Below are 25,368 nucleotides of genomic sequence, written 5' to 3'. Positions count from 1 at the left end.
GTCTCGCGGGCCCGCAGGTCGGATGCACCCGGACCACCTCCCCAAACGGCGGTCGAGGTGCGACTCTTGTGACCGTGACGACTACTCGGACGCTCGTCGGCGGCCTCGCTGCTGCGCTGGTCTGCACCCTCGGCTCCATCAGCTCGGCACCGGTCGCTGGGGCCACCCCGGCGGGCGCCACCGTGGCGGCCGCGGTGACCCCGGTCGCGGCGCGCCTGACGCCGCGCGAGAAGCGGTTGGCCAAGCGCAAGCGGTGCACGCCGAAGCAGAAGCGCCAGCGTCCGGTGCTGTGCCGGCAGATCGCTCGCGCGAAGGCCAAGGCCGCGGCGTCCGCTCCGAAGCCCACCGCTCCCAAGCCCAGCCAGCCGGATCCGACTGCGTCGTCGTTCACCCTGGCCGTCATGCCGGACACCCAGCAGGAGGTGTTCGGCCGCGACCCGCGCATGCGGCAGCGCTCCGACTGGCTGGTGTCACAGCGCGAGCGGCTCGACCTTCGGTTCGTCACGCACGTCGGCGACGTGACCAACTGGGGCTGGCTGGCGCCCGACCAGTATCGCGTGGCATCCGAGGGACTGCGGCCCCTGGAGCAGGCGGGGGTGCCCTACTCGCTGTCCATCGGCAACCATGACACCCGGGCAATCGGCTGGGACGGGCGAGGCAACTACGGCGGCGGCGCCTACGTCCAGAACCCCGAGTGCGCGCGGCGGCTCGGCGCACCCGCCTGCAAGACCGATCTCCTCGTGCGGCGCACCGACGAGTTCAACGACGTGTTCACCGCCTCGCGCTTCGGCGCGGTGGCCGGTGCCTTCGAGCCCGGCAAGGTGGACAACACCTACTCCACCTTCGCCGCCGACGGCTACGACTGGCTGGTCCTGAACCTCGAGCTGTGGCCTCGCGCGGCCGCGGTCGACTGGGCCAAGCGCGTCGTGGCCGGTCACCCCGACCACAACGTGGTGGTGGTCACCCACTCCTACCTCAACGGGAGCGGCGGCATCTACGACAGGTCGGACTACGGCTCGACCAGCCCGAGGTACCTGTGGGACAACCTGGTGTCGCGCTACGCGAACATCAAGCTCGTGCTGTCGGGTCACGTGGGCAGCGCCGCTCTGCGGGTGGACACCGGGCGCCAGGGCAACAAGGTCGTCAGCCTCCTCCAGACCTTCCACTCGAACGACGCCAACCCGGTGCGCCTGCTGCAGGTCAACCCGTCGAGGGGCTCGTTCACGACCTCGATCGTCTCGCCCAACGGTCGGGGAGGCGACTTCAGCAAGTTCGACAAGACCGTGACGGGCATGACCTTCGTGCGCTGACGCGCCCTGGTGCCGCCGGGACCTGGAGAGACACCAGGGCCCGGCCGGGGAGGGAGGGAGGCCGGGCCCTGGTGGGTCGCTGATGCGAACCGGTTCCGAGCCCGTCGAGCGGACTCATCGACTCAACGAGCGGTGGGGGGCCCGGTTACGTCGTGGTCCGGAAACTTTTCGGCAGCGTTGCTCTGGCAGACTCAGGGGCCCGTCAGCACGGCAGTCCGGAGGCAACCGAGCGTGACCCAGCCCGACCACGACCTGGTCCTCGTCGTCGACTTCGGGGCGCAGTACGCCCAGCTCATCGCACGCCGCGTGCGGGAGGCCAAGGTCTACTCCGAGATCGTGCCGCACACGATGCCCGTCGAGGAGATGCTGGCCAAGCAGCCGGCGGCGATCATCCTCTCCGGCGGTCCGTCGTCGGTCTACGAGCCCGGCGCGCCGAGCGTCGACGGCCAGGTCTTCAAGGCCGGGGTGCCGGTCTTCGGCATGTGCTACGGCTTCCAGGCGATGGCGCAGGCGCTCGGGGGAGAGGTGGCCCGCACCGGCACGTCGGAGTTCGGTCGTACGCCGGTCACGGTCACCGAGCCGGGCACGCTGCTCTCCGACCTGCCGGCCGAGCACCGGGTGTGGATGAGCCACGGCGACGCGGTCAGTCGTGCCCCGGAGGGGTTCGCGGTGCTCGCGGCGACCACGGCGACGCCGGTGGCCGCGTTCGAGGACACTGACCGCCGCCTCGCAGGCGTGCAGTGGCACCCCGAGGTGATGCACACCGAGCACGGCCAGAAGGTGCTCGAGCACTTCCTGCACGAGATCGCGGGCTGCCGTCCGACGTGGACGATGGTCAACATCGTCGAGGAGCAGGTCGAGCGCATCCGCGAACAGGTCGGCGACGGCCAGGCGATCTGTGCGCTCTCGGGCGGCGTCGACTCCGCGGTGGCCGCGGCGCTGGTGCAGCGCGCGATCGGCGACCGGCTCACCTGCGTGTACGTCGACCACGGGCTGATGCGGGCGGGCGAGACCGAGCAGATCGAACGTGACTTCGTGGCGGCGACCGGGGCCGACCTCGTCACCGTCGACGCCGAAAAGCGGTTCCTCGACGCCCTCGCCGGCGTCACCGACCCGGAGCAGAAGCGCAAGATCATCGGCCGCGAGTTCATCCGCGTCTTCGAGGCCGCCGAGGCCGACGTCCTGGGCGACGCCGCCGCCGAGGGCATGAAGGTCGCCTACCTGGTGCAGGGCACGCTCTACCCCGACGTCGTCGAGTCGGGCGGCGGCGCCGGCACCTCCAACATCAAGAGCCACCACAACGTCGGCGGCCTTCCCGACGACCTGCAGTTCGAGCTCGTCGAGCCGCTGCGCACGCTGTTCAAGGACGAGGTGCGCCTCGTCGGCGAGCAGCTCGGGTTGCCCCCCGCGATGGTGTGGCGCCACCCCTTCCCGGGGCCGGGTCTCGGCATCCGCATCATCGGCGAGGTCACCCGCGAGCGCCTCGACATCCTGCGCGCCGCCGACTCCATCGCGCGCGAGGAGCTCACCCGCGCCGGTCTCGACCGCGACATCTGGCAGTTCCCGGTGGTCCTGCTCGCCGACGTGCGCTCGGTCGGGGTGCAGGGCGACGGCCGCACCTACGGCCACCCGGTCGTGCTGCGTCCGGTCACCTCCGAGGACGCCATGACCGCCGACTGGGCACGGTTGCCCGTCGAGGTGCTCGAGCGCATCTCGACCCGCATCACCAACGAGGTGCGCGAGGTCAACCGGGTCACCGTCGACATCACCAGCAAGCCGCCCGGCACCATCGAGTGGGAGTGACCTGGGCGGCTGTCGTGCCTCAGCCCCGTCGCTCCGCGGTGTCCGCGAGCGGCCGCTCCACCGCCTTCACAGACTCGCGAGGGGCGTAGACCACCAGGGCGTGGAAGACGAAGCGCAGCAGGAACGCGACCGCCAAGGTCACTGCCGTGGCGATGACTGCGGAGATGTGGCCGGTCTCGACCATCAGCGCCATGATCGGGATCCTCACCAGGGCTTCGGCGTTGTTGAAGGCGAAAGACTTCGCAAAGCGCGATGACACCCCTGACGCCTGGCCGATGAGGTCGTGGAACACGAAGCGCTCGATGAGGACGAAGTTGGCGACGATCGTGACCTCGGCCGCCACGACCGCCGCCACGACGTAGTTGACACCCAGCAGCGTCAGCAGCCACACGATGGCGATGTTGGCCACCGCCCCGAGGCCGCCGATCGCCGCGAAGCGGGACATCTTGCCGAAGCGCAGGGCGGCGAGCTGACCGAGGAAGTGCACCCCTTGCCGCAGGCTCGCCTTCGAGGTGCCCGCAAACCGGTCGCCGAAGTCGAAAGGCACCTCGGCCACGCGCAGCTTCAGTCGCGCAAGGATCTCCAGCAGGATCTTGAAGCCTCGCGGCTGCAGCGTCTCGAGGTCGATCCGGCGACGGTCGACGAGGAAGAATCCGGTCATGGGGTCCGTGACGTCGCGCAGTCGCAACGGGAACATCGCTCGGGTCACCATGGTCGATCCGCGAGACACCAGCACCCGGGTTGCGTCGGCGAGGCCGTCAGCAGACCCGCCGCCGCTGTAACGAGAGGCGACGACGACGTCGACGTCGCCGCGGTCGAACCGCTCGAGCATCTCGGGAATCTTCTCCGGCGGGTGCTGCAGGTCGCCGTCCATCACCAGGCACCGGTCGGCCGCTGCCGCGCGGTAACCCTCGACGACGGCGCCACCGAGCCCACCAACGGGGTCGTCACGGTGGACGAGTCGGACCGGGATCGGCGCGGTCGCCGCCACCTGGCGGACGACCTCCGGCGTGTCATCGGTGCTGTCGTCGACGAAGATGATCTCCGCTTCGACGTCTCGCAGCACAGCCGCGACCCGACGCACGAGCTCGGCGACGTTGGGTGCCTCGTTGAAGGTCGGCACGACTACCGACAGGTCCATGACATGTCCCCCCTGGTGCCCGTGGCGGACTGCGACGGGCTGGATCATCCGCGCACTGGTTCGGTCGGACACCATGCGCGGAGCTGCCCAGCCTAGCTGCGGGGGCCGGGGAGGAGGCATCGGCGCGGGAGCGGGCTAGGCCGCGAGCGGGCGACGACATCGCGGTGGCACCGCCCGCGTATCCTCAGGCCGCGTGCCTGACGAGTCGCGCGGCCCGACGACACCGCAGCCTTCCGTGGGTCCGAGCGTCGGACGGTCGCGGCTGACCGTCGAGCGTGGCGCCCTGCTCCTCGTGCTGGTGACGGGCTTCGTGCTGTCCTTCCTCGGGTCGTGGCAGGTCTCGCTGTGGACCGACGAGTCGGTGACCGTCGCGGCCGCCCGACGCAGCTGGCCGCAGCTCGCTGATCTGCTCGGCGACATCGATGCCGTGCACGGCACGTACTACGGGTTCATGAAGGTGTGGACGGCCGTGGCCGGTTCGAGCGAGGTTGCCCTGCGTGTCCCCAGCGCCGTCGCGGCTGCGCTCACGGCGGTCGGCGTGCTGGTGCTGGCGCGCCGCGTGGCGACTCCCGGCACTGCTGTCGCCGCTGGACTGCTGTGCGCGGTTCTGCCGCGCATGACCTGGGCTGGCATCGAGGCCCGACCGTTCGCCTTCTCGGCCCTCGTCGCGGTCTGGGCAACCTGGGCGCTGGTGGTCGCGCTCGACCGTGGCGGGGCCTCGCGGTGGGTGCGCTACGGGGTGCTGGCTGCGCTCGGGGTCACGGTGAACATCTACCTGGTCATGGTGGTCATGGGACATGCCCTGACTGCGCTGCTGCTCGCGCGCGGCCGGTGGCGGCGCGTGACGGCCTACTTCGCCACCGCAGTCACGGTTGCCGTCGTGACGTTGCCCGTGCTGCTCCTGGTGCGCTCGCAGCAGGGCCAGCTCGGGGGTGGGACGAGCACGGCGCCTGCCTACGTGCTGCGACGCGTTCTCGTCAACCAGGTGTTCCTCGGTGAGACCCCCCTCGACGGCGTGTACGGCCGAGTCTTCGACCTGGCCTGGCAGGCGGCCGCCGTCCTGGCCGCGCTGGTCGCCCTCGCGGTCGCACTGGCGGCGGTGGTGAGGCATTCCCGGCCCGGGGACCTCAAGCCCGAGGTCCTGGCGGTGGCGCTTCCCTGGATGCTGCTGCCCACGACCGTCGTGGCGGCGTACGCGATCCTGGTCGACCCGCTGTACCAGCCGCGCTACCTCACCTTCACCGTGCCCGCAGTGGCCCTGCTGCTCGCGCTGGGTCTGCGCAGCCTGGGTCGCCGATGGATCGCGAGCGGGGCACTGGCCGTGCTCCTGGTGTGCTCCGCGACCGTGTACGTGTCACAGCGCCTCGAGTACTCCAAGTCCGGCAGCGACTGGGCCGTTGCGTCGGCAGTGATCGCCAGGTGCGCCCAGCCGGGTGATGACGTGCTCTACGAGCCGAGGTCTCTCGACGGATCGGACGCACGGACCTCCCGGCGGATCGCCGACGCGTACGAGAGCCGATTCGCGGGTCTGCGTGACCTCACCCTGGTCCGATCGGGAGCGCGCGCCGGCACTCTCGACGGCGACTCCGCTCCGCTCCCCGACGTGGTGAGCGAGCTCGGCGACGCCCGGGTCTGGGTGCTCTTCGGACGCACGCACCCGCCGGACGTGATCGAGCGTGACAGCGCGGTGCTCCGCGACGAGGGCTACGTCGAGGTGGGCCAGTGGCGCGGACCGCACACCACGGTGCGCGAGTACCAACCCGGGACCATGAGCCCGGTGCCAGCACTACCGCGGTGCGCCGACGACCTTCCAGGCGCGGCGGACGCCATGCCCTGAGGGCGCGCTCCACCAGGAGCTCATCATCTCCGGCGCTCCGTTGTCGGTTGTCGCGCTTAGGGTGCCGAGGTGCGAACCCGTGCGTCCGCCCTTCTCGGGGCCTCCTTGCTGACCGTGTCCACCCTTGCCGTGACGGTGTCACCCGCCGTCGCTGCCGACCAGCCCGCCGCGTGCGAGGCCGACGTGACGCCGGTGGGGGAGGTGCAGGGCACCACCGGCACCAGCCCGCTGTCGGGCCAGACCGTGACCATCCGCGGTGTCGTCGTCGGCGACCACCAGGGCGCCTCGCCCGCACTCGGCGGCTTCTACCTGCAGGACGCCGGCGACGGCGATCGCGCCACCTCCGACGGAGTCTTCGTCTTCAACCGTGGTGGCCCACCCGTCGCCCTCGGTGACCAGGTCACCGTGACGGGTGCGATCTCGGAGTTCCAGGGGCAGACCCAGGTCTCGGGCCGCGACACCACGACGGTGTGCGGCACGGGCGCGACGGTGCGCTCCACCCCGCTGCGGCTGCCGCTGGCCTCGGCCGACGCCCTCGAGCGTCACGAAGGCATGCTCGTGCGCCTGCCGCAGCGGCTGAGCGTCACCGAGACCTTCCAGCTCGGCCGCTTCGGCGAGGTGCGGCTGTCCTCGGGCGGTCGGCTGCGCCAGCCCACCGACGTCGTCGCCCCCGGCGCCGACGCCGCCGCCCTGCAGGCCGCCAACAACCGCAACGTCATCCGGCTCGACGACGGCACCAACGCGCAGAACCCCGACCCCATCGTCTTCGGTCGGGGCGGCGAGCCGCTCAGCGCGACCAACACGCTGCGCGGCGGCGACACGGTGCGCGGCGCGACCGGCGTGATGACGTACACCTGGGCCGGCAACGCGGCGAGCGGCAACGCCTACCGGTTGCGCCCCGTCGGTGCGCTGGGCGGCCAGGCCCGGTTCGAGGCCACCAACCCCCGTCCGAAGCACGCGCCGAAGGTCGGGGGGCGCCTGCAGGTGGCCTCGGCCAACCTGCTCAACTTCTTCGACACGGCCTCGGGCTGCCGCTTCGGCACCACCGGCGGTCCTGCCGACTGCCGCGGGGCCGACGACGCCGTCGAGCTCGAGCGCCAGGTCGCCAAGGAGGTCGCCGCGCTGCGGGCGACCGACGCCGACGTCGTCGGGGTGATGGAGGTCGAGAACGACGGCTACGCCGCCGACTCGGCGCTCGGCTACCTCGTCGACCGGCTCAACGCGGCCCGCGGCCCGCGCTGGTCCTACGTCGACGTCGACGCCGCCACGGGCACGCCTGACGCTGCCGGCACCGACGCCATCAAGTCCGGCTTCCTCTACCGCACCCACCGGGTCTCACCCGTGAAGGGGAGGACCTGGGCCGACACCGCGAGCCCGGTCTGGGAGCGCCGTCCGGTCGCCCAGACCTTCCGCGACCGTGCCGGCCGTCAGCTCACCGTCGTGGTCAACCACTTCAAGTCCAAGGGCTCCTGCCCGGCCGCCGCCACCGACCCCGACGCCGACCAGGGCGACGGCCAGAGCTGCTGGAACGCCCGACGCACCGAGCAGGCCGAACGACTCGCCACCTGGGTCCGCGGCACCGTCGTGCCCGCGGCCGGTGACCCCGACGTGATGCTGCTCGGCGACTTCAACGCCTACAGCCAGGAGGACCCGGTCCGGGTGCTGCGCGAGGCCGGCTACACCGACCTGGTGCGCCGGTTCCAGGGCCGCTCGTCCTACTCCTACGCCTTCGACGGCCAGTGGGGCTCGCTCGACCACGCCTTCGCCTCGCGAAGCCTGCTCCGCCAGGTCACGGGCGCCGACGACCACCACACCAACGCCGACGAGCCGTCGGTGCTCGACTACAACACGGAGTTCAAGAGCGCCGGCCAGGTCGCGTCGCTCTACGCCCCCGACCAGTTCCGCAACAGCGACCACGACGCACTGCGGGTGGGGCTCGAGCTGACCGGCCCCCGGGCGAAGAAGCCCGGCCGGGGGCGCGGCTGACGCCCGGCGCGCTGGTCTGACCCAGGGACGGGACCCGGGGTGTCCCCGAGGCACTCCGGGTCCCGTCTCCCTACGCTGCTGCCACCCTCACCGAACGGAGCACGCGGCATGGGCCTGGTCTCGACCCTGACGAGCACCCTGGGCAGCACCTTGGGCTCGACGGTGCGTCGTACCCTTGTCGCCCGGGCCGGCGGCGTCGACCTCACCCGGCTCGACAAGGTGCCCGCGTCGCTCTCGTGGCCGCTCCACCGCAACGGTGACGAGCCGAGCGCACGACTGCTCGGGCTGCAGGGGGCCGGTCCGGTCCAGCGGCTGGTGCGGGTCATGGGCCTCGAGGTCTGGCTCGTGACGGGCGACGCCGAGGTGCGCCAGGTGCTGGCCGACTCCGAGTCCTACTCCACCGACATCCGTCCGTACGTCGGCCGGAGCGGCGGCGTCGACGGCGACATCGGTGGACTCGGCTTCACCGACCCGCCCGACCACACGCGGCTCCGGCGGCTGCTGACGCCCGAGTTCACGATGCGACGGCTGCGCCGGTTGGCGCCGGCGATCGACCACGTCGTGCAGCAGCAGCTCGACGAGGTCGACGCGGCGGCCGCGGTCGACGGGGTCGTCGACCTGGTGCCGACCTTCTGCTTCCCCGTGCCGTTCCGCGTGATCTGCGAGCTGCTCGGGCTGCCGGCCGAGCGTCGGGACCTCTTCGCCTCCCTCGCCACCGCCCGCTTCGACGTCACCGCCGGGGGAGCGGCCTCGATGGGTGCCATCGGCGGCTCGCGCGAGTTCCTGCTCGCCGAGGTCGCCCGTCAGCGCCACGAGCCCGGGCCGGGCCTGATCGGCCAGCTGCTCCGCGAGCACGGCGACGAGGTGAGCGACCTCGAGCTGGGCGGGCTGGCCGACGGCGTGTTCACCGGCGGTCTCGAGACGAGCGCGTCGATGCTCGCGCTGGGCACCGCCCGGCTGCTGCAGGACCGCGAGCTGTGGCAGCGGCTCGGTCGCGAGCCCGAGCTGGCCGGCCCCGTCGTCGACGAGCTGCTGCGGCTGCTCTCGGTGGTGCAGGTCGCCTTCCCCCGCTTCGCCAAGCACGAGGTGCGCGTCGGGGGAGTGCGCATCCCGCGCGGCGCGGTGGTGATGTGCTCGTTGCCCGCTGCCAACCGAGACCCCGCCAGGCCGACCGGCTCCCACCTCGCCTTCGGCCACGGCGCTCACCGCTGCGTCGGGGCCGAGCTGGCCCGCATGGAGCTCGTCGCCGCCCTCCCGGCCCTCGCCCGCCGCCACCCCGACCTCGCGCTGGCCGTCGCCCCCGACCGGCTCGTGCACCGCTCGGCGTCGATCGTCTTCGGCCTCGAGTTCCTCCCGGTCGGCCTGGGCCGCCCCACTGCCTGAACCACTGCCTGGACCACCGCAGACCCGCCGCCCCGTAGCCCCACTGCCTCACGGCCCGCGGCCGGCTCGGTCGGCTCGGTCGGCCGGGCGAAAGATCTTGGTCGGGCTCCGGTGTGACGGCGGTCACGACAACTAGACCGGTGGAATTTGTTGTTCGCGCCTACTAGACCCGGAGTGTGACGGTCATTACGTTGTGCGAGCCAACATTTACTCGATCGACACGGCGAGCTCCGGGTGAGCAGCATCCCGGCCGTCCGTCGCGCGGGTGCACACACCTCATCGATAGGAGGCGGTCTGCGTGAAGCGGATGCCTGCAGTTCTCGCGGCCGGAACCCTGGGTCTGGCCCTCACGCTCTCCGCCTGCGGCGGCGGCGACAGCGGTTCGGGCAGCGGCTCGGGCGACAGCGGTTCCGGCGACGCGGCGGCCGACGCCAAGATCGGCGTGATCCTGCCCGACACCGAGTCGTCGGTGCGCTGGGAGAGCGCTGACCGCCCGGCGCTGCAGAAGGCGTTCGAGGACGCCGGCGTCGAGTACGACATCCAGAACGCCGGCGGCGACGCCGACAAGATGGCGCAGATCGCCGACTCCATGATGAGCAGCGGCGTCACCGTCCTCGCGATCGTCAACCTCGACAACGCCTCCGGCGCCGCGATCCAGGAGAAGGCCGCCGCCCAGGGCGTCGCGACCATCGACTACGACCGCCTCACCCTCGGTGGCTCCGCGTCGTACTACGTCTCCTACGACAACGAGAAGGTCGGCGAGCTGCAGGGCCAGGGCCTGGCCGACTGCCTCGGTGACGAGGACGCCAACATCGTCTTCCTCAACGGCTCGCCCGACGACTCCAACGCGACCTCCTTCTCCGACGGCGCCCACTCGGTGCTCGACGGCATGAGCAGCTACACGCAGGTCGCCGAGCAGGCCGTGCCCGGCTGGGACAACCAGCAGGCCGGCGTCATCTTCGAGCAGATGTACACCCAGGCCGACGGCGACATCGACGGCGTGCTCGCCGCCAACGACGGTCTCGGCGGCGCCGCGATCTCGATCCTCGACAAGAACGGCCGTGCCGGCGAGGTGCCCGTCACCGGCCAGGACGCCACCGTCGAGGGCCTGCAGAACATCCTCAGCGGCAGCCAGTGCATGACGGTCTACAAGTCGGCGACCCAGGAGGCCGGCGCGCTGGCCGACCTGGCCATCGCGCTCGCCAGCGGCGAGGAGGGCGACGCCTCCGGCAGCGTCCAGGACACCGAGGGTGACCGCGAGGTGCCCGCCGTGCTGCTCGACCCCGTCTCGATCACCAAGGACAACGTCAGCGAGGTCGTCGACGACGGCGGCGTCTCGGCCGACGACCTGTGCAAGGGCTTCGAGCAGGAGTGCCAGGAGGCCGGGATCTCCTGATCCCGACCGCGGTCCCGACGTCCGGCCGACGCCGTACGTCGGGACCGCCCCTGAACGCTGCGGGCCCGGGTGCACCACCGTCGCCCGGGCCCGCAGCCACCACGTCCCACCCCGTCCCACCACCCCGCACGAATCCGCCCCGGGAGGCGCGATGACCGACCCCCTGCTCGAGCTGCGCGGCGTCAACAAGAGCTTCGGACCCGTCCAGGTCCTCCACGACGTCGACTTCAAGGTCTACCCCGGCCAGGTCACCGCCCTCGTCGGCGACAACGGCGCCGGCAAGTCGACGCTGGTCAAGACCATCGCCGGCATCTACACCGCCGACTCCGGCGAGTTCTTCTTCGACGGCCAGCCCATGGAGGTCACCGGCCCGAAGGACACCGCCGCCCGTGGCATCGAGGTCGTCTACCAGGACCTCGCGCTGTGCGACAACCTCGACATCGTCCAGAACATGTTCCTGGGCCGCGAGACCAAGGCCAGCGGCCTGGTGCTCGACGAGCTCAGCATGGAGGAGCGCGCCCGCGAGACCCTCGCCTCGCTCTCGGTGCGCACCGTGAAGTCGGTGCGCCAGAGCGTCGCCTCCCTCTCCGGCGGTCAACGCCAGACGGTCGCGATCGCCAAGGCCGTGCTGTGGAACTCCCGCGTCGTGCTGCTCGACGAGCCGACCGCCGCCCTGGGCGTCGCCCAGACCCGCCAGGTGCTCGACCTCGTACGGCGTCTCGCCGACAACGGGCTCGGCGTCGTGCTGATCTCGCACAACATGGCCGACGTGCTCGAGGTCTCCGACAACATCACCGCGCTGTTCCTCGGCCGCGTCGCCGCCGACGTCAGGGCCAAGGAGACCACCCACGGCCAGATCGTCGAGCTCATCACCGCCGGTCGCTCCGGCGACATCGGTATCCCCGCCGCCACCGCGGCCGAGTCGGCCTGAGGAGGCGACGATGACCACCACCCCCGACAAGACCGGGTCCGCCCCGACCCTGGCCGCGGCCGACTTCGCCAACGACCGTGCCAGCGCCACGCTCGGCGAGTCGTTCCGCGACTACCGCGACCGCCTGCGCGGCGGCGACATGGGCGCGCTCCCGGCCGTCCTCGGCCTGATCGCCCTGGCGATCGTGTTCTCGGCGCTGCGCCCCGACACCTTCACCAGCGCCCTCAACATCGCCAACCTGATGACCCAGGCCGCGTCGATCAGCATCCTGGCGATGGGCCTGATCCCCGTGCTGCTGCTGGGCGAGATCGACCTGTCGGCCGGTGTGGCCGGCGGCATGTCGGCGGCCTTCGCCGCCGTCAGCATCGACCGGCAGGGCTTCGGCTGGCCGCTGGCCGTGCTGATCGGCGTCGCGATCGGCGCCCTCGTCGGCCTCGTCATCGGCAGCCTGGTCTCGCGGCTCGGCATCCCGAGCTTCGTCGTCACCCTGGCCTTCTTCCTGGGCCTGCAGGGCGTCATCCTGCGGGTCATCGGGCAGGGCGGCACCGTGCCGGTGCGCGACGAGTTCCTGCGCGGCATCACGATCAAGTCGATGCCGCCCGTCGCCGGCTGGGTGGTCGTCGTCGGCCTGCTCGCCCTCTACGGCCTGCTCCTGCTGTGGCGCCAGCGCCGGCTCGCGGCCCGCAACCTGCAGCGACCGCCCAACGCCCTGCTCGTGGTGAAGTTCGTCAGCCTCAGCGTGATCATCCTCGCCGTGACCGCCGTGCTGTCGCAGAACCGCAGCCGCGTGCCCACCTTCCAGATCGCGGGCATCCCGTACGCCGTGTTCCTCGTCGGTGCGCTGCTGATCCTGCTGACCTTCGTCTTCGGGCGCACGGCCTACGGCCGGCACATGTACGCCGTCGGCGGCAACGCCGAGGCGGCCCGCCGGGCCGGCATCAGCGTCGCCCGGCTGCGCACGTCTGCCTTCGTCATCTGCTCCAGCATGGCGGCCCTCAGCGGCATCGTGGCGGCGTCGTACACCGGCAGCGTGGCCAACGGCTCCGGCGGCGGCAACACGCTGCTGTACGCCGTGGGCGCGGCGGTCATCGGCGGCACCAGCCTCTTCGGCGGCAAGGGCAACATCCGTGACGGCGTCATCGGCGGCCTGGTGATCGCGATGATCGACAACGGTCTCGGCCTGCTCAACCAGGCGGCGTACATCAACTTCATCATCACCGGTGGGGTCCTGCTGCTCGCCGCCTCGGTCGACGCGATCTCGCGGCGTCGACGCTCCGCCACGGGGACCTGACCCGTGGCCGCCTCGCGGCGGCGCGGCACGGGCACGAACCAGGAGGGTGTGCGTCAGCACAACCTCGCCACCCTCCTGGGCCACGTCCACCACACGGGCGGTGCCTCCCGCGCCTGGCTGACCGAGCAGATGGGCCTCAACCGGTCGACCATCGGCGACCTGGTGCGCGAGCTCGACGAGCTCGGCCTGGTCGACCAGGTCGCGCCCGACACCAGCAACGGCACCCGCGCCAGCGCCGGTCGTCCGTCGCTCGACGTGGTCCCGGTGGCGTCCGGCACCTACGTGCTGGCCACCGAGGTCGGGGTCGACGTGGTGCGGATGGCGCGCGTCGGCCTCGGCGGGGAGGTGCTCGACCGGCTCTCGCGCCCGACGCCCCCGGCGCCCGAGCCCGACGCCGTCGTCGACCTGCTGGTCGACCTCGCGCACGACCTCGACGCCCGCGGTGGGCCCGACGGACGGCTCGTCGGTGCCGGCCTGGCCGTGCCCGGCGTGGTCAACGACGCCGACGGCATCGTGCGGTTCGCGCCCAACCTCGGCTGGAGCGACGTCGACCTGCGGGCGGTGCTGGGTGACCGGCTCGGTCCGACCCGGCTCCACCTCGGCAACGACGCCGAGCTCGGCGCTCTGGCCGAGCACACGCGCGGCGTCGGCCGGGGCCGCTCGCACCTGGTGTTCCTGTCCGCCGACGTGGGCGTGGGCGGCGGCATCATCGTCGACGGGCGCCCGATGCGCGGAGCCAGCGGGTACGCCGGCGAGGTCGGGCACCAGCGCTTCGACGGCGGCACGCAGCGCTGCCGCTGCGGCAACGACGGCTGCTGGGAGACCGAGATCGGCTCCCACGCCGTCGCCGAGGCGGTGGGCTGCCCCGAGTCGCAGCTGCACCTGCTCGAGGAGTACCTGCGCCCGGGCACGCCCCCCACGGAGGCGCTGCAGCGCGTGGGCCGCCACCTCGGGGTGGGGCTCGGTGGCCTGGTCAACGTCTTCAACCCCGAGCTGGTGATCCTCGGCGGGGTGCTGCGCTGGGTCTACCCGAACGTGCGCGACGCCGTGCACCGCGAGCTCGAGACCTGGGCCCTGCCGGCCGCGGCGCAGGAGGCGGAGGTGGCGCTGCCCGGGCTCGGCGGCGACTCGGTGCTGGTCGGCGCCGCCGAGCTGGCCTTCTCCGACCTGCTCGCCGACCCGACCGCGGTGCTCGCGCGGGCTCAGCGCGCCGGGAGCGGCCTGCTGCCGTTGTAGACGTCGTCGAGGGCGTCCAGTGCAGCGCCGACCGACGCCGCGTGGAGGCCGAGCGTGCTGAGCGCGACCCGGCAGCCGGGGCCGGTGAACCCGTCCCGCAGCTCCTCCTCGAGAGGCCCCGCCAGGATGGGGCCGAGCGGCACGAAGGACCCGCCGAGCACGAGCAGGGCGGGGTCGAGCCCGAGACCCAGTGCCGCGACACCGGCCCGCATCGCCGCCACCACGGGCTCGAGCAGGCGGGCGGCGTCGGGCAGGGCCGCGACCCGGGCGGCGTACGCCACGGGGTCCTCGCCGTCGGCGACCGGCAGGCCGGTCGCCGTGACGAGGCCGCGCTGGCCGGCGGCCGCCTCCCAGCACCCCGTGCGGCCGCAGGCGCACGGCAGCGGGCCCGCGACCCGGAGGTGGCCGACCTCGCCGGCGAGGCCCCGGGCCCCGCGCACGACGGACCCGTCGCTGAGGATGCCGGCGCCGAGACCGACAGTGCCGGTGAGGTAGACGAGGTCGTCGACGCCGGTGGCGACGCCGCGCAGGTGCTCGGCCCGGGCGGCGCAGTTGGCGTCGTTGTCGACGGCGACCCCGAGCGGCTCGTCGCCGCCCGCGACACCGTCGCGCACGAGCTCGGCCAGGGCGACGTCGTGCCAGCCCAGGTTGGGTGCCTCCACCACCCGGCCGGCGCGGCGGTCGATGAGGCCGGGCACGGCCAGCGTCAGCCCGAGGGGTACGCCGCCCCCCTCGCGCACGCGGCGTACCTGCTCGGCGGCGAGGTCGACCACCCGGGCCGGGTCGTCGGTGCGCTGCGGCACCTCCTCGAACCACTGCTCGCGGCCGGCGAGGTCGAGCACCGTGACCGCGGTGTAGTCGACATTGACCTCGAGCCCGATCCCGGAGAACCGGCGCCCGTCGAGCTCGACCGGCACGCTCGGACGACCCCGACCCCGGGTGCCGCCGGTGAGGGCGGGGTCGGCCTCGACGACGGCCCCCGCCTCGACCAGCGTGCCGACGATGGCCCCGACCGTGGCCTTGGCGAGGCCGGCGCGCTGCGCCAGCTCGCTGCGGCTGCCGGGGCCACCGTCGCGGAGCAGGCGCAGGACCGCGGCGGTGTTGTGCCGCCGCAGGTCCTCCGTCGCCCCGGTGGGGACCGTGCTCAGGAGCGGGTCCCGTAGAGGTGCTCGAGCGCCAGCTGGTCGAGGTGCTCGAAGGCCATGCCGCGGGCGCCGATCGCCTCGACGTCGGGCACCGGGGCGTCGCGCAGCTCGCGCCAGGTCTCGCCCTCGGCCAGGGTCGGCACGGCGAGCTCGGGCAGCCGGGCCGCCTCGAGCGCGGCCTGCACCTCGGGGTCGGCGCGGAAGGCACGCGCCTTCTCGCGCAGCACCAGGTAGTTGCGCATGCACGCCGCGGCGGAGACCCAGACGCCCTCGTCGTCCTCGGTCCGGGGGGTCTTGAAGTCGAAGTGCACCGGGCCGTCGTAGCCGCCGGCCAGCAGGGTGTCGACGACCCAGAAGGCGCCGCGCACGTTGCCGGCACCGAAGCGCAGGTCCTGGTCGTAGCGGGGGCCGTTCTGGCCGTTGAGGTCGATGTGGAAGAGCTTGCCCTGCCACATCGCCTGGGCGTAGCCGGCGGCGGCGTTGACGCCCGCCATCTCCTCGTGGCCGATCTCGGGGTTCACGCCGACGAGCTCGGGCCGCTCGAGGCGCTCGATGAAGGCCAGCGCGTGGCCGATCGTCGGGAGCAGGATGTCGCCGCGGGGCTCGTTGGGCTTGGGCTCGATGGCGAAGCGCAGGTCGTAGCCCTGGTCGACGACGTACTCGCCCAGCACGTCGAAGGCCTCCTTGTAGCGGTCGAGCGCGACGGCGACGTCCTTCGCGGCGCCCGACTCGGCGCCCTCGCGGCCGCCCCAGGCGACGTACACCTTCGCGCCGAGCTCGGCGGCGAGGTCGACGTTGCGCATCACCTTCTGGATCGCGTAGCGGCGCACCGCGCGGTCGTTGGAGGTGAAGCCGCCGTCCTTGAAGACGGGGTGGCTGAAGAGGTTGGTCGTGGCGGTGGTGACCACCAGGCCCGTGTCGGCCAGCGCCTTGCGGAAGCCGTCGAGGATGCGGTCGCGCTCGGCGTCGTCGGCACCGAACGGCACGACGTCGTCGTCGTGGAAGTTGACGCCGTAGGCACCGATCTCGGCCAGCTTCTCGACCGCGCGCACGGGGTCCATCGCCGGGCGGGTGGGCTCGCCGAACGGGTCGCGGCCGGCGTACTGCACGGTCCAGATGCCGAAGGAGAACTTGTCCTCCGGGCGGGGGGTGAGCGCGTCCATGGGGCTTCTCTTCTCTCGTGGGTGGGTCTAGCGGGTCCAGGTCTCGGTCGCCTCGCGCAGGGAGGCGTACGCCGCTCGCAGCGCGGTGGCGTCGGGGCCGCCGGCCGGCAGCTCCTCGGCCGGCACGCTCCAGGCCGGCGGCTCGGCCGCGCCCGACAGCGTCCAGGCGGCCTGCCGGGCGGCGCCGAGGGCGACGTACTCGGCGGGGCGGGGCAGGCTCACCGGCAGGCCGAGCACGGCGGGGGCCAGGGCACGCACGGCCGGGTTGCGGCCCGCCCCGCCGATCAGCAGCGCCCGGGCGGGCGGTGCGCCGAGGTGGGCCATCGCGTCGAGGGCGTCGCGCAGGCTGAGCAGCAGCCCCTCGACGTGGGCGCGGGCGAGGTCGGCCCGGGTGGTCGCGGTGGTGAGCCCACGCAGCACGCCGGTGGCCTCGGGGCGGGTCGGCGTGCGCTCGCCGTCGAGGTAGGGCAGCAGGGTCAGTCCGCCGGCGCCCGGGTCGGCCTGCAGCGCGAGCTCGGCGAGGCCGTCGTGGTCGGTGCCGAGCAGGCGGGCGGCGAGATCGAGGATGCGGGCGGCGTTGATGGTGCACGCCAGCGGCAGGAAGCGTCCTGTGGCGTCGGCGAACCCCGCCACCTCGCCGCTGGGGTCGGCGGTCGGCGTCGTGGCGACCATCGAGACCACCCCGGACGTGCCGATCGAGACGGCCGCGTCACCGGTGGCGAGCCCGAGGCCGAGAGCGGCGGCCATGTTGTCGCCAGTGCCGGGCGCGACCGCCCGGCCGCCGTGGCGGCCGACCACCTCGGCCGGCTCGGCGACGCGCGGGAGCCGCAGCGCCCGGCCGGCGGCGCGCTCGAGGACGTCGGGCAACCAGGCGTCGTCGGCGGGGGAGAAGTAGCCGGTGCCGGACGCGTCGCCGCGGTCGGTGGTGGCCTCGTCGGGGCGCCCGGCGAGGTGCCAGGTGAGGTAGTCGTGCGGCAGCAGCACCCGCTCGGCGCGGGCCACCGCCTCCGGGGCGTGGTCGCGCAACCAGCGCAGCTTGGTGACGGTGAGGGAGGCGTTGAGCACCGACCCGGTCAGCGCCGCGGTCGCGGCGTCTCCGCCGAGCTCGTCGTTGAGGTCGCGCGCGGCGGCGGCGCTGCGGGTGTCGTTCCACAGCAGCGCCTCGTGGACCGGCTCGCCGGCGGCGTCGAGCAGCACAGCACCGTGCTGCTGCCCGCCCACCGCGACCGCGTCGGCCCGGTCGAGCAGCGGCCCGGCCGCCTCGTCGAGCGCGGCCAGCCAGGCCCGCGGGTCGACCGCCGTGCCGTCGGGGTGGGGCGCCGTACGCTCCTCGACCACCGTGCCGTCGTCGGCGTCGACCAGCAGGGCCTTGGTCGACTGGGTGGAGGAGTCGATCCCGAGCACGAGCGGCATGCGACGATATTCGTACGAGTCGTGAACTAAGTCAAGCGCGAACTCTCCCAGGTGAGGCGTGGGCTCGGCCTGCTGCTACAGCAGCGCCTTGAGCCTGCCCAGCTGCTCGGCGGGATCGCCGCCGACCGGGGTGACGGCGAGGCTGGTGACGCCGGCCTCGGCGTACGCCGCCACGCGCTCGGCGACGTGGTCGGGGGAGCCGACGAGGTTGGTCTGCAGGAGCAGCTCGCGGGGCACGGCGGCCTCGGCCTCGCGCTTCTTGCCGTCGAGGTAGAGGTCCTGGATCTGCTCCGCCTCGGCCTCGAAGCCGTAGGAGCGGGCGAGGTCGTTGTAGAAGTTCTTGCCGCGGGCGCCCATGCCGCCGATGTAGAGCGCGGCGTGCGGCCGGGCCTGGTCGAGGAGGTGGTCGACGTCGTCGCCGATGGCCAGGAGGCCGCCGGCGACCACCTCGAGGGTGCCCAGCTCGGGGGCGCGGTCGGCCGTGCCGGCACGCAGGGCGTCGCCCCACACGCGGTCGGCGCCCTCGGGGCTGAACAGGAACGGGATCCAGCCGTCGGCGCTGCGGGCGGTGGCTTCGACCGACTTCTCGCCCAGGGCGGCCACGTAGATCGGCACCGAGGAGCGCTCAGGGTGGGTCAGCAGCTTGAGCGGCTTGCCGAGGCCGGTGCCCTGCTCGGGGGGCAGCGGGAGCGTGATGGTGCGGCCGTCGTACTCGAGCCGCTCGCGGCGCAGGGCCATGCGCACCACGTCGATGACCTCGCTGGTGCGAGTCAGGGGCTTGCTGTAGGGCATGCCGTGGAAGCCCTCGATGACCTGGGGGCCGGAGGCGCCCAGGCCCAGGATGGCCCGCCCGCCCGAGACGTTGTCGAGGCCGGCGGCCGTCTGGGCGAGCAGGGCGGGGGTGCGGGAGAAGACGTTGAGGATGCCCGAGCCGATCTCGACCGTCTCGGTGACGGCGGCGAGGTAGCCCATCAGCGTCGGGGCGTCGTTGCCGTAGGCCTCCGCGACCCAGACGGTGTCGAGCCCGGCCCGCTCGAGGGCGACGACCTCGTCGGCGGCGGCGCGCGGGTCACCCGCGTAGGTCAGCGTCGTGGAGAGCCTCATGACCGTGACAGTAGTGGTGTCACCCCGCGAGGTCCTCCACGACCTCCGCGCCGGGCAGCGCGGCCAGCAGTCGACCGGGCAGCACCAGCTTGGAGGTCCGCAGGCCGCTGCCGACCACCGCCCGACCGATCTCGACGACACGGTCGTCGAGCAGCAGGCGGACGCCGCCGGGCAGCCCGACGGGCGTGATCCCGCCGTACTGCATGCCGGTCGTGCCCGTGGCGAGGTCCTCCGGCGCGAACGAGCACTTGCGCACGTCGAGCAGCTTGCGCACGCGCTTGTTGACGTCGGCGCGGGTGTCGGCGCGCACGACGCAGGCGGCCAGGCGCTGCTCGCCCCCGCGCGAGCCCTCGACGACGATGCAGTTGGCGCTCGCCCCGAGGGAGACGCCGTAGGCCTCGCTCATGGCGGCCGTGTCGGCGAGCGTCGGGTCGATCTCGCAGACGCCCACCTCGGCGGCGTGCTCCCAGGCCTCCAGCGCCGTCCGCACGGGCTCGGCGAGCAGGTCGGGCCGGTCGAGCGCGGGCACCAGACCGAGCGAGCCGAGGGGTTCCATGCGGCTCACGGTAGTGAGCAGGGTTCAGCCGCCGGACACCCGGCCGTCACGCGCTCCCCGCCTGGGTCCGACACGCTCGGTCCATGCAGGCCCCGCTCGTCATCGGCCACCGCGGCGACAGCGCGCACCGCCCCGAGCACACCGCGGCGGCGTACCGCTCGGCGTGGCGCGTCGGCGCCGACTCCGTCGAGCCCGACGTGGTCATGACCCGCGACGGCGTCCTGGTGTGCCGGCACGACCTCGAGCTCTCCCTGACGACCGACGTCGCGGAGCGGCCCGACCTCGCCGAGCGCCGCCGCGACGTCGTCGTCGACGGCCACCTCGAGAGCGGGTGGTTCGTGCACGACCTCGACCTCGCGGAGCTGAGGACGCTGCGGGCCCGCGAGCGCTGGCCGCGCCGGCGGCCCGGCAGTGCTCGCTTCGACGGCCACTTCGGGGTGGTGACGCTCGACGAGCTGCTGACCCTGCGCGCCCGCGAGTCCGCGCGGCTCGGGCGCACCCTCGGCGTGCACGTCGAGCTCAAGCACGGGCCCTTCTACGCCGAGCGCGGCACGCCCCTCGACGAGCCCCTGGTCGACCTGCTCCGCCAGCACCGGCTGACGTCAGCGCTCGCGCCGCTCAGCGTGATGTCGTTCGACCACGGGCTCCTGCGCCGGCTGCGTCGGCAGGTCGACGTCGAGCTCGTCGTCCTCCTGGACAAGGACGACCGCGGCCGCGACAAGCACGTCCGGCGGGGCGCGCTGCGCCGCCACGCGGCGTACGCCGACGCGGTCGCGCTGCACCAGGAGCTGGTGCTGCCACGCGCCGCCGACGGGCGCGTGGTGGGCGTCGGGCCCGCCCTGGAGCGCGCGCAGGCAGCCGGTCTCGACGTGCTCGTCTGGACGGTGCGGCACGAGAACCACTGGCTCCCGCTCCAGCTGCGGCGCGGCACCCGCGGGCGTGACCACGGCGACGGCGAGCAGCTGGTGCGCTGGCTGCTCGAGCTCGGGGTGGACGGCGTCCTCACCGACTTCCCCGAGCTGGCCGACGGCGTACGACGCCAGCGCCGCAGCACCGCCCGCGCCTCCTGACGAGACGCCACGACGACGGGCCCGGCCCCCACTGGGGGCCGGGCCCGTCAACCGGTCGTGCCGGGGGAGGGCTACTGCCGGTCGACGTCGCCGACGTCGTCGCGCAGCTGCGCCAGGATGCGGCCCAGCAGGCGCGAGACCTGCATCTGGGTCACCCCGATCCGCGCGGCGATCTCGCGCTGCGTGAGCCCCTCGGTGAAGCGCATCGCGACGATGTCGCGGTCACGGTCGGAGAGGTGGCCCAGCACCGGCGTCAGGAGCAGCCGCGCCTCGGAGGCCCGGTGCTCGGCGTCGTCGAGAGGCAGCAGGTCACCCAACGTGGTCGACCCGTCACCGCCTCCGGCGGGGTGGTCGAGCGAGGCGGGCACGAAGCACCCGTCGCTGGCCAGCGCCTCGATCACCGAGTCGACCGGCTCGTCGAGGTGGTCGGCCACCTCCTGCGGCACCGGCGCGCGTCCCAGCGCCGCCGACAGCTCGCCGTCGGCGCGGTTGATGCGCGCCTGCAGCTCTTGGATGCGTCGCGGGGGCCGCACCATCCACCCGTGGTCGCGGAAGTGCTTGCGCAGCTCGCCGCGGATGGTGGGCACGGCGTACGACAAGAAGTCGTGGCCGGTGGTGACGTCGTAGCCGGCCGTCGCCTTGGTCAGCGCGAGCGCGGCGACCTGCTGGAGGTCGTCGAGCGGCACGCCGCGTGAGCGGTAGCGCTTGGCCTCGGAGTGGGCGAGGTCGAGGTGCATCACGATGACCTCGTCGTGCAGCGCCTGGCGCTGCTCCTCGTCGTCGAGGTCCTCGCACTCGGTGAAGAGCTCGCGGGTGCGGGCCTGCCGGACCTGACCGCTGATGGAACGGGGCGCCTTGGGACCGGGCACGGTCGCGACCTGGGTCGCCGAGACGCGGTGGTCCGCCGAGGGCTCGACGGTGGTGGCCGTGGGGGTCGCAGGGATGACCTGCTCGTCGAAGTCCGCGCCAGGAGCGCGGGTCGCGGTGGTGACCGTCTGCTTGGTCGTCCGCGAGCTGGGTTGGGTGGTCATGAAGCTCGTCCTCCCCTCCTCGGTCACGAGGTGGTGGGAGTTCGTAGGCGGGCCGGGGCCCGTCCAGGCATCAGGTCGATGGCTTCAACAAGACACCCACCGCCTGAAGGGCGGTGCGTACGTCGTTCACACTACTCCACCAGGGACGCTGCGCACAGAGCACGGACGCGTGTGTGAGCACGCGTTCACCGAGAGTGCGCGGACGGCCTGGTCAGAGGCCCAGCGAGCGTCCGATGATCTCCTTCTGGATCTCGGTGGTGCCGCCGTAGATGGTCGAGATGCGGCTGTCCAGGTAGGCCTTGGCGATGGGGTACTCGGTCATGTACCCGTAGCCGCCGTGCAGCTGCACGCCCTGGTTGGCCAGCTTGTTCTGCAGCTCCGTGCACCACCACTTCGCCATCGCCGCGTCGACCGTCGTGAGCTGGCCGTCGAGGTGCTTGCGGACGCACTGGTCGATGAAGGCGCGCGCGACGGCGACCTCGGTCGCCATCTCCGCGACGAGGAAGCGGTTGTGCTGGAGCTTGCCGATCGGGCGGCCGAACGCCTCGCGCGTGGTGGCGTACTCGTGGCACATCTCGTAGATGGCCTCGGCCGCCGCGACGGCCTGGGCCGCGATGATGAGTCGCTCCTGGGGGAGGTTCTGCATCAGGTAGACGAAGCCCTGGCCCTCCTCGCCGAGGAGGTTCTCGCGCGGCACGCGGACGTCGGTGAAGGACAGCTCGGCGGTGTCCTGCGCGTGCAGCCCGACCTTGTCGAGGTTGCGGCCACGCTCGAAGCCGTCCATGCCGCGCTCGACCACCAGCAGGCTGATGCCCTGGTGGCCCGCGTCGGGGTCGGTGCGGGCGACCACGACCACCAGGTCGGCGTTGATGCCGTTGGAGATGAAGGTCTTGGAACCGTTGAGGACGTAGTGGTCGCCGTCGAGGCGGGCGCTGGTGCGCACACCCTGCAGGTCGCTGCCGGCGCCGGGCTCCGTCATCGCGATCGCGGTGATGGTCTCGCCGCTGACGCAGCCCGGGAGCCAGCGCTGCTTCTGCTCCTCGGAGCCGAGGCTCGTCAGGTAGGGGACGATGATGTCGGTGTGCACCGAGAAGCCGGGGCCACTGGTGCCGGCGCGCGACTGCTCCTCCGAGAGCACCACCTGGTAGCGGAAGTCGTCGACGCCCGGGCCGCCGTACTTCTCGGGCACGTCGAAGCACAGCAGCCCGGCCTCGCCGGCCTTGCGCCACAGCTCGCGCGGCACGATGCCCTCGCGCTCCCACGCGTCGTGGTGGGGGACCACCTCGCGCTCGAAGAAGGTGCGCACGGTCTTGCGGAAGTCCTCGTGCTCGGCGTCGTACAGCGACATCGGGTCCCCTCCGGGGTGACGTGGTCCGGCGTGACACGACGACTGTGACAGCACTACTGTCATCGAGGCAAGGACGACGCCGCACCGCGGCCGGGACCCGGTCGAAGGGCTGCGGCGTGCCAGCATGACGAGCCGTCGGCACCGTGCCGGCCCGCGTGAGGTGGACGGAGCAGGGGTGACCGAGCAGCAGGAGCGCTACACCGTCGACGAGCTCGCCTCGGCGACCGGGCTGACGGTGCGCACCACCCGCTACTACGCCGGGCTGGGGCTGCTCCCGCCGCCCGAGCGGCGCGGCCGGCTGGCGTCGTACACCGCCGAGCACCGCGCGCGTCTCGACCTGATCCGGGCCCTGCAGCAGCACGGGTTCACGCTCTCGGCGATCGAGACCTACCTGCGCCGGCTGCCCGACGACGCCGGCGTCGAGGACCTTGCGCTGCAGCGGGCCATGCTCGCCTCCTGGGGCGGCGAGGCGGGTGAGCCGCTCGACCGCGACGCCCTCGAGGCGCGCGCCGGGCACCCCCTCGACGACGAGGAGCTCGAACGGCTCGAGCGGATCTACGCCGTACGGCGCGAGGGTGACGGCTGGCGGCCGCTGCCGGGCCTCGACGTCGCGCTCGAGCTGCGCCAGCTCGACATCTCGACCGACTCGGTGGAGGAGGCCTCGGCGGCGATCAACCGCCACATGGAGGCGCTCGCCGACGAGCTGACGCTCATCATGCGCGAGCGGGTGGTGCGGCCGTTCCGCGACCGCTCCCACAGCGAGGCCGAGACGGTCGCCTTCGAGCGGACCGTCTCGCGGCTGCGCCAGCTCACCCTCGGGGCGGTCGTGGCAGGCTTCCAGCGAGCGGCCGACGAGATCATCGGCCGCTCGCTGTCGCGCACCGGGCGCGAACGAGGCTGAGGTGCCTCAGCGCTTCGGGATGATCGCCCAGAGCACGACGTAGGCGAGCGGGCCCACCGGGAAGGTGAAGATCGCCGCGAGGGCCACCACCACCCGCACCAGCGTCGGGTCGATGCCGGCGTACGCCGCCAGGCCTCCGCTGACGCCGCTGATCGGGCCGCCCGCGGCGCGGGTCAGGCGCTTGCCGCCCGGCTGCTGTCCGGCAGGGGACTGGTCGGGGTAGCTCATCGGAGGTCCTCCGGTCGGTGCAGGGGAGCGGTCGGCTCCCCGTCGTGGATGTCGTCGTGAGTGTCGGGATCGCTGTCGTGCTGGTGCTGCTGCTCCAGGCGACGGGTGCCGCCCGGGTCGGGGTGGTCCTCCATGGTGACGGGTGCGTGGTCGGACGGGTGCCCGGTGCCGGGGCGGCGACGGGAGGTCAAGGCGCTGACGGCGAGGCCGACCACGCCGGCGGCCACGAGCAGGCCGGGGCCCAGGTAGGGCAGCGCGTCGGCGTCGACGACGCCGGTGGCGAGCAGCGCCCAGGTCGCCGCGGCGCCGAGGAAGAGCAGGCCGAGGACGAGGTGGGGCACCTTGACCGAGGTGTCAGCGGGGGTGCCAGCAGGGGTGGGGCTCATCGTGTGCTCCTTCGGGTGGGTGTCCGGGGTGCTCATCGCGACCGCACCTCGATGCCACCGAGGCGCACCGCCAGGTCGAGGTCGACCGAGGGGTCGTTGGGGTCGTCGACGAGGAGGTAGTCCTCGTCCCACCCGATCCCGCCGCCGACCTGCTCGCCGTCGACGCTGATGCCGCCGGCCACGCCGACGTCACCACTGATGTCGGCGTTCAGCCCGGGCGGCAGCAGCACGGTGAGCTGCCCGGTGCCCATGTCGACGTCGACCCCACGGTCGGCGAGGTCCTCCGCGTCGAGGCGGCGCAGGTCGAGGACGAACTCGCCGTTGTCAGGGCGGTACGTCGGACGGAGGTCGCCGACCGAGGTCGGGGTGAGCGTGGTCGAGCCGTAGGAGCCGCCCAGCCGCGAGGCGTCGGCGAGGCCGGTGGCGCCGAGCGCGAGCAGCAGCACCAGTCCGAGGGCGATCAGCCCGCCGGGGCGGAAGCGGAAGGCGCCCAGCACGAGGGCCAGCCCGGTGACGGCGAGGGTGAGGGCGGGGTAGGTCGAGAACGGGACGTCGGCGGTGACGTCGACCATGCCGAGCACGCCGAGCGCGAGCGCCAGGACGGCGAGCGTGGGCCACAGCAGCACCGGACCCGAGCGGCGCGGGCGCGGGGGCGCCGGCGGGAGCGGGGGAGGCGGCGCCCCCCACGCGGCGGGCGGCGGCGGGGGCG

Annotated in this window: 22 protein-coding genes and 1 pseudogene; 11 read left to right on the top strand and 12 right to left on the bottom strand. The window is 73.0% G+C overall.

Annotated features, from left to right (window positions below; all coding sequences use genetic code 11):
• Window positions 1–74 precede the first annotated feature (74 nt).
• The gene (locus ACYU8I_RS17170) at window positions 75–1,310 is read left to right on the top strand and encodes a metallophosphoesterase family protein (protein ID WP_460843187.1); all 1,236 of its coding nucleotides are present in this window, start codon (window positions 75–77) and stop codon (window positions 1,308–1,310) included.
• A 231-nt stretch (window positions 1,311–1,541) separates the two neighbouring features.
• Entirely contained in the window at window positions 1,542–3,113 is a 1,572-nt protein-coding gene (gene guaA, locus ACYU8I_RS17165) for a glutamine-hydrolyzing GMP synthase (RefSeq protein WP_460843184.1), read from the top strand.
• Window positions 3,114–3,132: 19 nt separating this feature from the next.
• Here the strand turns inward: guaA and ACYU8I_RS17160 are convergent, their stop codons facing one another.
• Window positions 3,133–4,254, bottom strand: coding sequence for a glycosyltransferase (locus ACYU8I_RS17160; RefSeq protein WP_460843182.1), 1,122 nt, complete (start codon window positions 4,252–4,254; stop codon window positions 3,133–3,135).
• 235 nt (window positions 4,255–4,489) lie between these two features.
• Between ACYU8I_RS17160 and ACYU8I_RS17155 the strand changes: the two genes are divergently transcribed.
• The 7 genes from ACYU8I_RS17155 (at window position 4,490) to ACYU8I_RS17125 (ending at window position 14,314) form a co-directional block, all read left to right on the top strand.
• Window positions 4,490–6,091, top strand: coding sequence for a glycosyltransferase family 39 protein (locus tag ACYU8I_RS17155; RefSeq protein ID WP_460843180.1), 1,602 nt, complete (start codon window positions 4,490–4,492; stop codon window positions 6,089–6,091).
• Window positions 6,092–6,220: 129 nt separating this feature from the next.
• Window positions 6,221–8,077 (top strand): ExeM/NucH family extracellular endonuclease, encoded by a 1,857-nt coding sequence (locus tag ACYU8I_RS17150; protein ID WP_460843178.1) that lies wholly within the window; start codon window positions 6,221–6,223, stop codon window positions 8,075–8,077.
• 108 nt (window positions 8,078–8,185) lie between these two features.
• Entirely contained in the window at window positions 8,186–9,460 is a 1,275-nt protein-coding gene (locus ACYU8I_RS17145) for a cytochrome P450 (protein ID WP_460843176.1), read from the top strand.
• Window positions 9,461–9,767: 307 nt separating this feature from the next.
• Window positions 9,768–10,856, top strand: a complete 1,089-nt coding sequence (locus tag ACYU8I_RS17140) for a sugar ABC transporter substrate-binding protein (protein WP_460843217.1) — start codon at window positions 9,768–9,770, stop codon at window positions 10,854–10,856.
• A gap of 151 nt (window positions 10,857–11,007) precedes the next feature.
• Window positions 11,008–11,787, top strand: coding sequence for an ATP-binding cassette domain-containing protein (locus ACYU8I_RS17135; protein ID WP_460843174.1), 780 nt, complete (start codon window positions 11,008–11,010; stop codon window positions 11,785–11,787).
• Between the two features lie 10 nt (window positions 11,788–11,797).
• Window positions 11,798–13,078: a sugar ABC transporter permease gene (locus tag ACYU8I_RS17130; RefSeq protein ID WP_460843173.1), complete on the top strand. Its 1,281-nt coding sequence runs from the start codon at window positions 11,798–11,800 to the stop codon at window positions 13,076–13,078.
• Window positions 13,079–13,126: 48 nt separating this feature from the next.
• Window positions 13,127–14,314 (top strand): ROK family protein, encoded by a 1,188-nt coding sequence (locus ACYU8I_RS17125; RefSeq protein WP_460843171.1) that lies wholly within the window; start codon window positions 13,127–13,129, stop codon window positions 14,312–14,314.
• Here ACYU8I_RS17125 and ACYU8I_RS17120 read toward each other — a convergent pair.
• The 6 genes and pseudogenes from ACYU8I_RS17120 to ACYU8I_RS17095 form a co-directional block, all read right to left on the bottom strand.
• Window positions 14,281–15,231 (bottom strand): ROK family protein, encoded by a 951-nt coding sequence (locus tag ACYU8I_RS17120; RefSeq protein WP_460843215.1) that lies wholly within the window; start codon window positions 15,229–15,231, stop codon window positions 14,281–14,283. The genes ACYU8I_RS17125 and ACYU8I_RS17120 overlap by 34 nt on opposite strands.
• A gap of 63 nt (window positions 15,232–15,294) precedes the next feature.
• Window positions 15,295–15,402 (bottom strand): annotated as a pseudogene (locus tag ACYU8I_RS17115) (helix-turn-helix domain-containing protein); the annotation flags it as partial.
• 56 nt (window positions 15,403–15,458) lie between these two features.
• Window positions 15,459–16,622, bottom strand: a complete 1,164-nt coding sequence (gene xylA, locus ACYU8I_RS17110; RefSeq protein WP_460843169.1) for a xylose isomerase — start codon at window positions 16,620–16,622, stop codon at window positions 15,459–15,461.
• Between the two features lie 27 nt (window positions 16,623–16,649).
• Window positions 16,650–18,035, bottom strand: coding sequence for a xylulokinase (xylB, locus tag ACYU8I_RS17105; RefSeq protein WP_460843168.1), 1,386 nt, complete (start codon window positions 18,033–18,035; stop codon window positions 16,650–16,652).
• A 75-nt stretch (window positions 18,036–18,110) separates the two neighbouring features.
• Complete coding sequence (locus tag ACYU8I_RS17100) at window positions 18,111–19,139, bottom strand: LLM class F420-dependent oxidoreductase (RefSeq protein WP_460843166.1); 1,029 nt, start codon at window positions 19,137–19,139, stop codon at window positions 18,111–18,113.
• Between the two features lie 19 nt (window positions 19,140–19,158).
• Complete coding sequence (locus tag ACYU8I_RS17095; protein ID WP_460843164.1) at window positions 19,159–19,695, bottom strand: YbaK/EbsC family protein; 537 nt, start codon at window positions 19,693–19,695, stop codon at window positions 19,159–19,161.
• A gap of 83 nt (window positions 19,696–19,778) precedes the next feature.
• On the opposite strand from ACYU8I_RS17095, the gene ACYU8I_RS17090 reads away from it, so the two are divergent.
• Complete coding sequence (locus tag ACYU8I_RS17090) at window positions 19,779–20,765, top strand: glycerophosphodiester phosphodiesterase family protein (RefSeq protein ID WP_460843162.1); 987 nt, start codon at window positions 19,779–19,781, stop codon at window positions 20,763–20,765.
• Between the two features lie 71 nt (window positions 20,766–20,836).
• On the opposite strand, the gene ACYU8I_RS17085 is transcribed toward ACYU8I_RS17090, so the two are convergent.
• Window positions 20,837–21,796: a sigma-70 family RNA polymerase sigma factor gene (locus ACYU8I_RS17085; RefSeq protein WP_460843159.1), complete on the bottom strand. Its 960-nt coding sequence runs from the start codon at window positions 21,794–21,796 to the stop codon at window positions 20,837–20,839.
• A gap of 211 nt (window positions 21,797–22,007) precedes the next feature.
• Window positions 22,008–23,144 (bottom strand): acyl-CoA dehydrogenase family protein, encoded by a 1,137-nt coding sequence (locus tag ACYU8I_RS17080; protein WP_460843157.1) that lies wholly within the window; start codon window positions 23,142–23,144, stop codon window positions 22,008–22,010.
• 175 nt (window positions 23,145–23,319) lie between these two features.
• Here ACYU8I_RS17080 and ACYU8I_RS17075 point away from each other — a divergent pair, with 175 nt between their 5' ends.
• Window positions 23,320–24,045 (top strand): MerR family transcriptional regulator, encoded by a 726-nt coding sequence (locus ACYU8I_RS17075; protein ID WP_460843155.1) that lies wholly within the window; start codon window positions 23,320–23,322, stop codon window positions 24,043–24,045.
• 6 nt (window positions 24,046–24,051) lie between these two features.
• Here the strand turns inward: ACYU8I_RS17075 and ACYU8I_RS17070 are convergent, their stop codons facing one another.
• From ACYU8I_RS17070 to ACYU8I_RS17060, 3 genes are all read right to left on the bottom strand, one after another.
• Entirely contained in the window at window positions 24,052–24,273 is a 222-nt protein-coding gene (locus ACYU8I_RS17070; RefSeq protein ID WP_460843153.1) for a PspC domain-containing protein, read from the bottom strand.
• A complete protein-coding gene (locus ACYU8I_RS17065; RefSeq protein WP_460843152.1) occupies window positions 24,270–24,695 on the bottom strand; it encodes a hypothetical protein in 426 nt (141 codons plus the stop codon). The genes ACYU8I_RS17070 and ACYU8I_RS17065 overlap by 4 nt, the downstream gene beginning before the upstream one ends.
• Window positions 24,692–25,368: hypothetical protein (locus tag ACYU8I_RS17060; RefSeq protein WP_460843150.1), on the bottom strand; the 677-nt coding region annotated here is incomplete at its 5' end. The genes ACYU8I_RS17060 and ACYU8I_RS17065, both read right to left, overlap by 4 nt.

The sequence above is a fragment of the Nocardioides marmoraquaticus genome (genome assembly GCF_054777915.1).
The sequence above is the reverse complement of the archived record's forward strand: the minus strand, read 5'-3'. Positions and strand labels throughout refer to the sequence as shown.

Excerpts from the sequence above, each read along its gene's own strand:
- ACYU8I_RS17160 (WP_460843182.1), bottom strand. The coding sequence starts at position 4,254 with ATGGACCTGTCGGTAGTCGTGCCGACCTTCAACGAGGCACCCAACGTC.
- ACYU8I_RS17145 (WP_460843176.1), top strand. The coding sequence starts at position 8,186 with ATGGGCCTGGTCTCGACCCTGACGAGCACCCTGGGCAGCACCTTGGGC.
- ACYU8I_RS17140 (WP_460843217.1), top strand. The coding sequence starts at position 9,768 with ATGCCTGCAGTTCTCGCGGCCGGAACCCTGGGTCTGGCCCTCACGCTC.
- ACYU8I_RS17135 (WP_460843174.1), top strand. The coding sequence starts at position 11,008 with ATGACCGACCCCCTGCTCGAGCTGCGCGGCGTCAACAAGAGCTTCGGA.
- ACYU8I_RS17130 (WP_460843173.1), top strand. The coding sequence starts at position 11,798 with ATGACCACCACCCCCGACAAGACCGGGTCCGCCCCGACCCTGGCCGCG.
- xylA (WP_460843169.1), bottom strand. The coding sequence starts at position 16,622 with ATGGACGCGCTCACCCCCCGCCCGGAGGACAAGTTCTCCTTCGGCATC.
- xylB (WP_460843168.1), bottom strand. The coding sequence starts at position 18,035 with ATGCCGCTCGTGCTCGGGATCGACTCCTCCACCCAGTCGACCAAGGCC.
- ACYU8I_RS17100 (WP_460843166.1), bottom strand. The coding sequence starts at position 19,139 with ATGAGGCTCTCCACGACGCTGACCTACGCGGGTGACCCGCGCGCCGCC.
- ACYU8I_RS17095 (WP_460843164.1), bottom strand. The coding sequence starts at position 19,695 with ATGGAACCCCTCGGCTCGCTCGGTCTGGTGCCCGCGCTCGACCGGCCC.
- ACYU8I_RS17090 (WP_460843162.1), top strand. The coding sequence starts at position 19,779 with ATGCAGGCCCCGCTCGTCATCGGCCACCGCGGCGACAGCGCGCACCGC.
- ACYU8I_RS17085 (WP_460843159.1), bottom strand. The coding sequence starts at position 21,796 with ATGACCACCCAACCCAGCTCGCGGACGACCAAGCAGACGGTCACCACC.
- ACYU8I_RS17080 (WP_460843157.1), bottom strand. The coding sequence starts at position 23,144 with ATGTCGCTGTACGACGCCGAGCACGAGGACTTCCGCAAGACCGTGCGC.
- ACYU8I_RS17070 (WP_460843153.1), bottom strand. The coding sequence starts at position 24,273 with ATGAGCTACCCCGACCAGTCCCCTGCCGGACAGCAGCCGGGCGGCAAG.
- ACYU8I_RS17065 (WP_460843152.1), bottom strand. The coding sequence starts at position 24,695 with ATGAGCACCCCGGACACCCACCCGAAGGAGCACACGATGAGCCCCACC.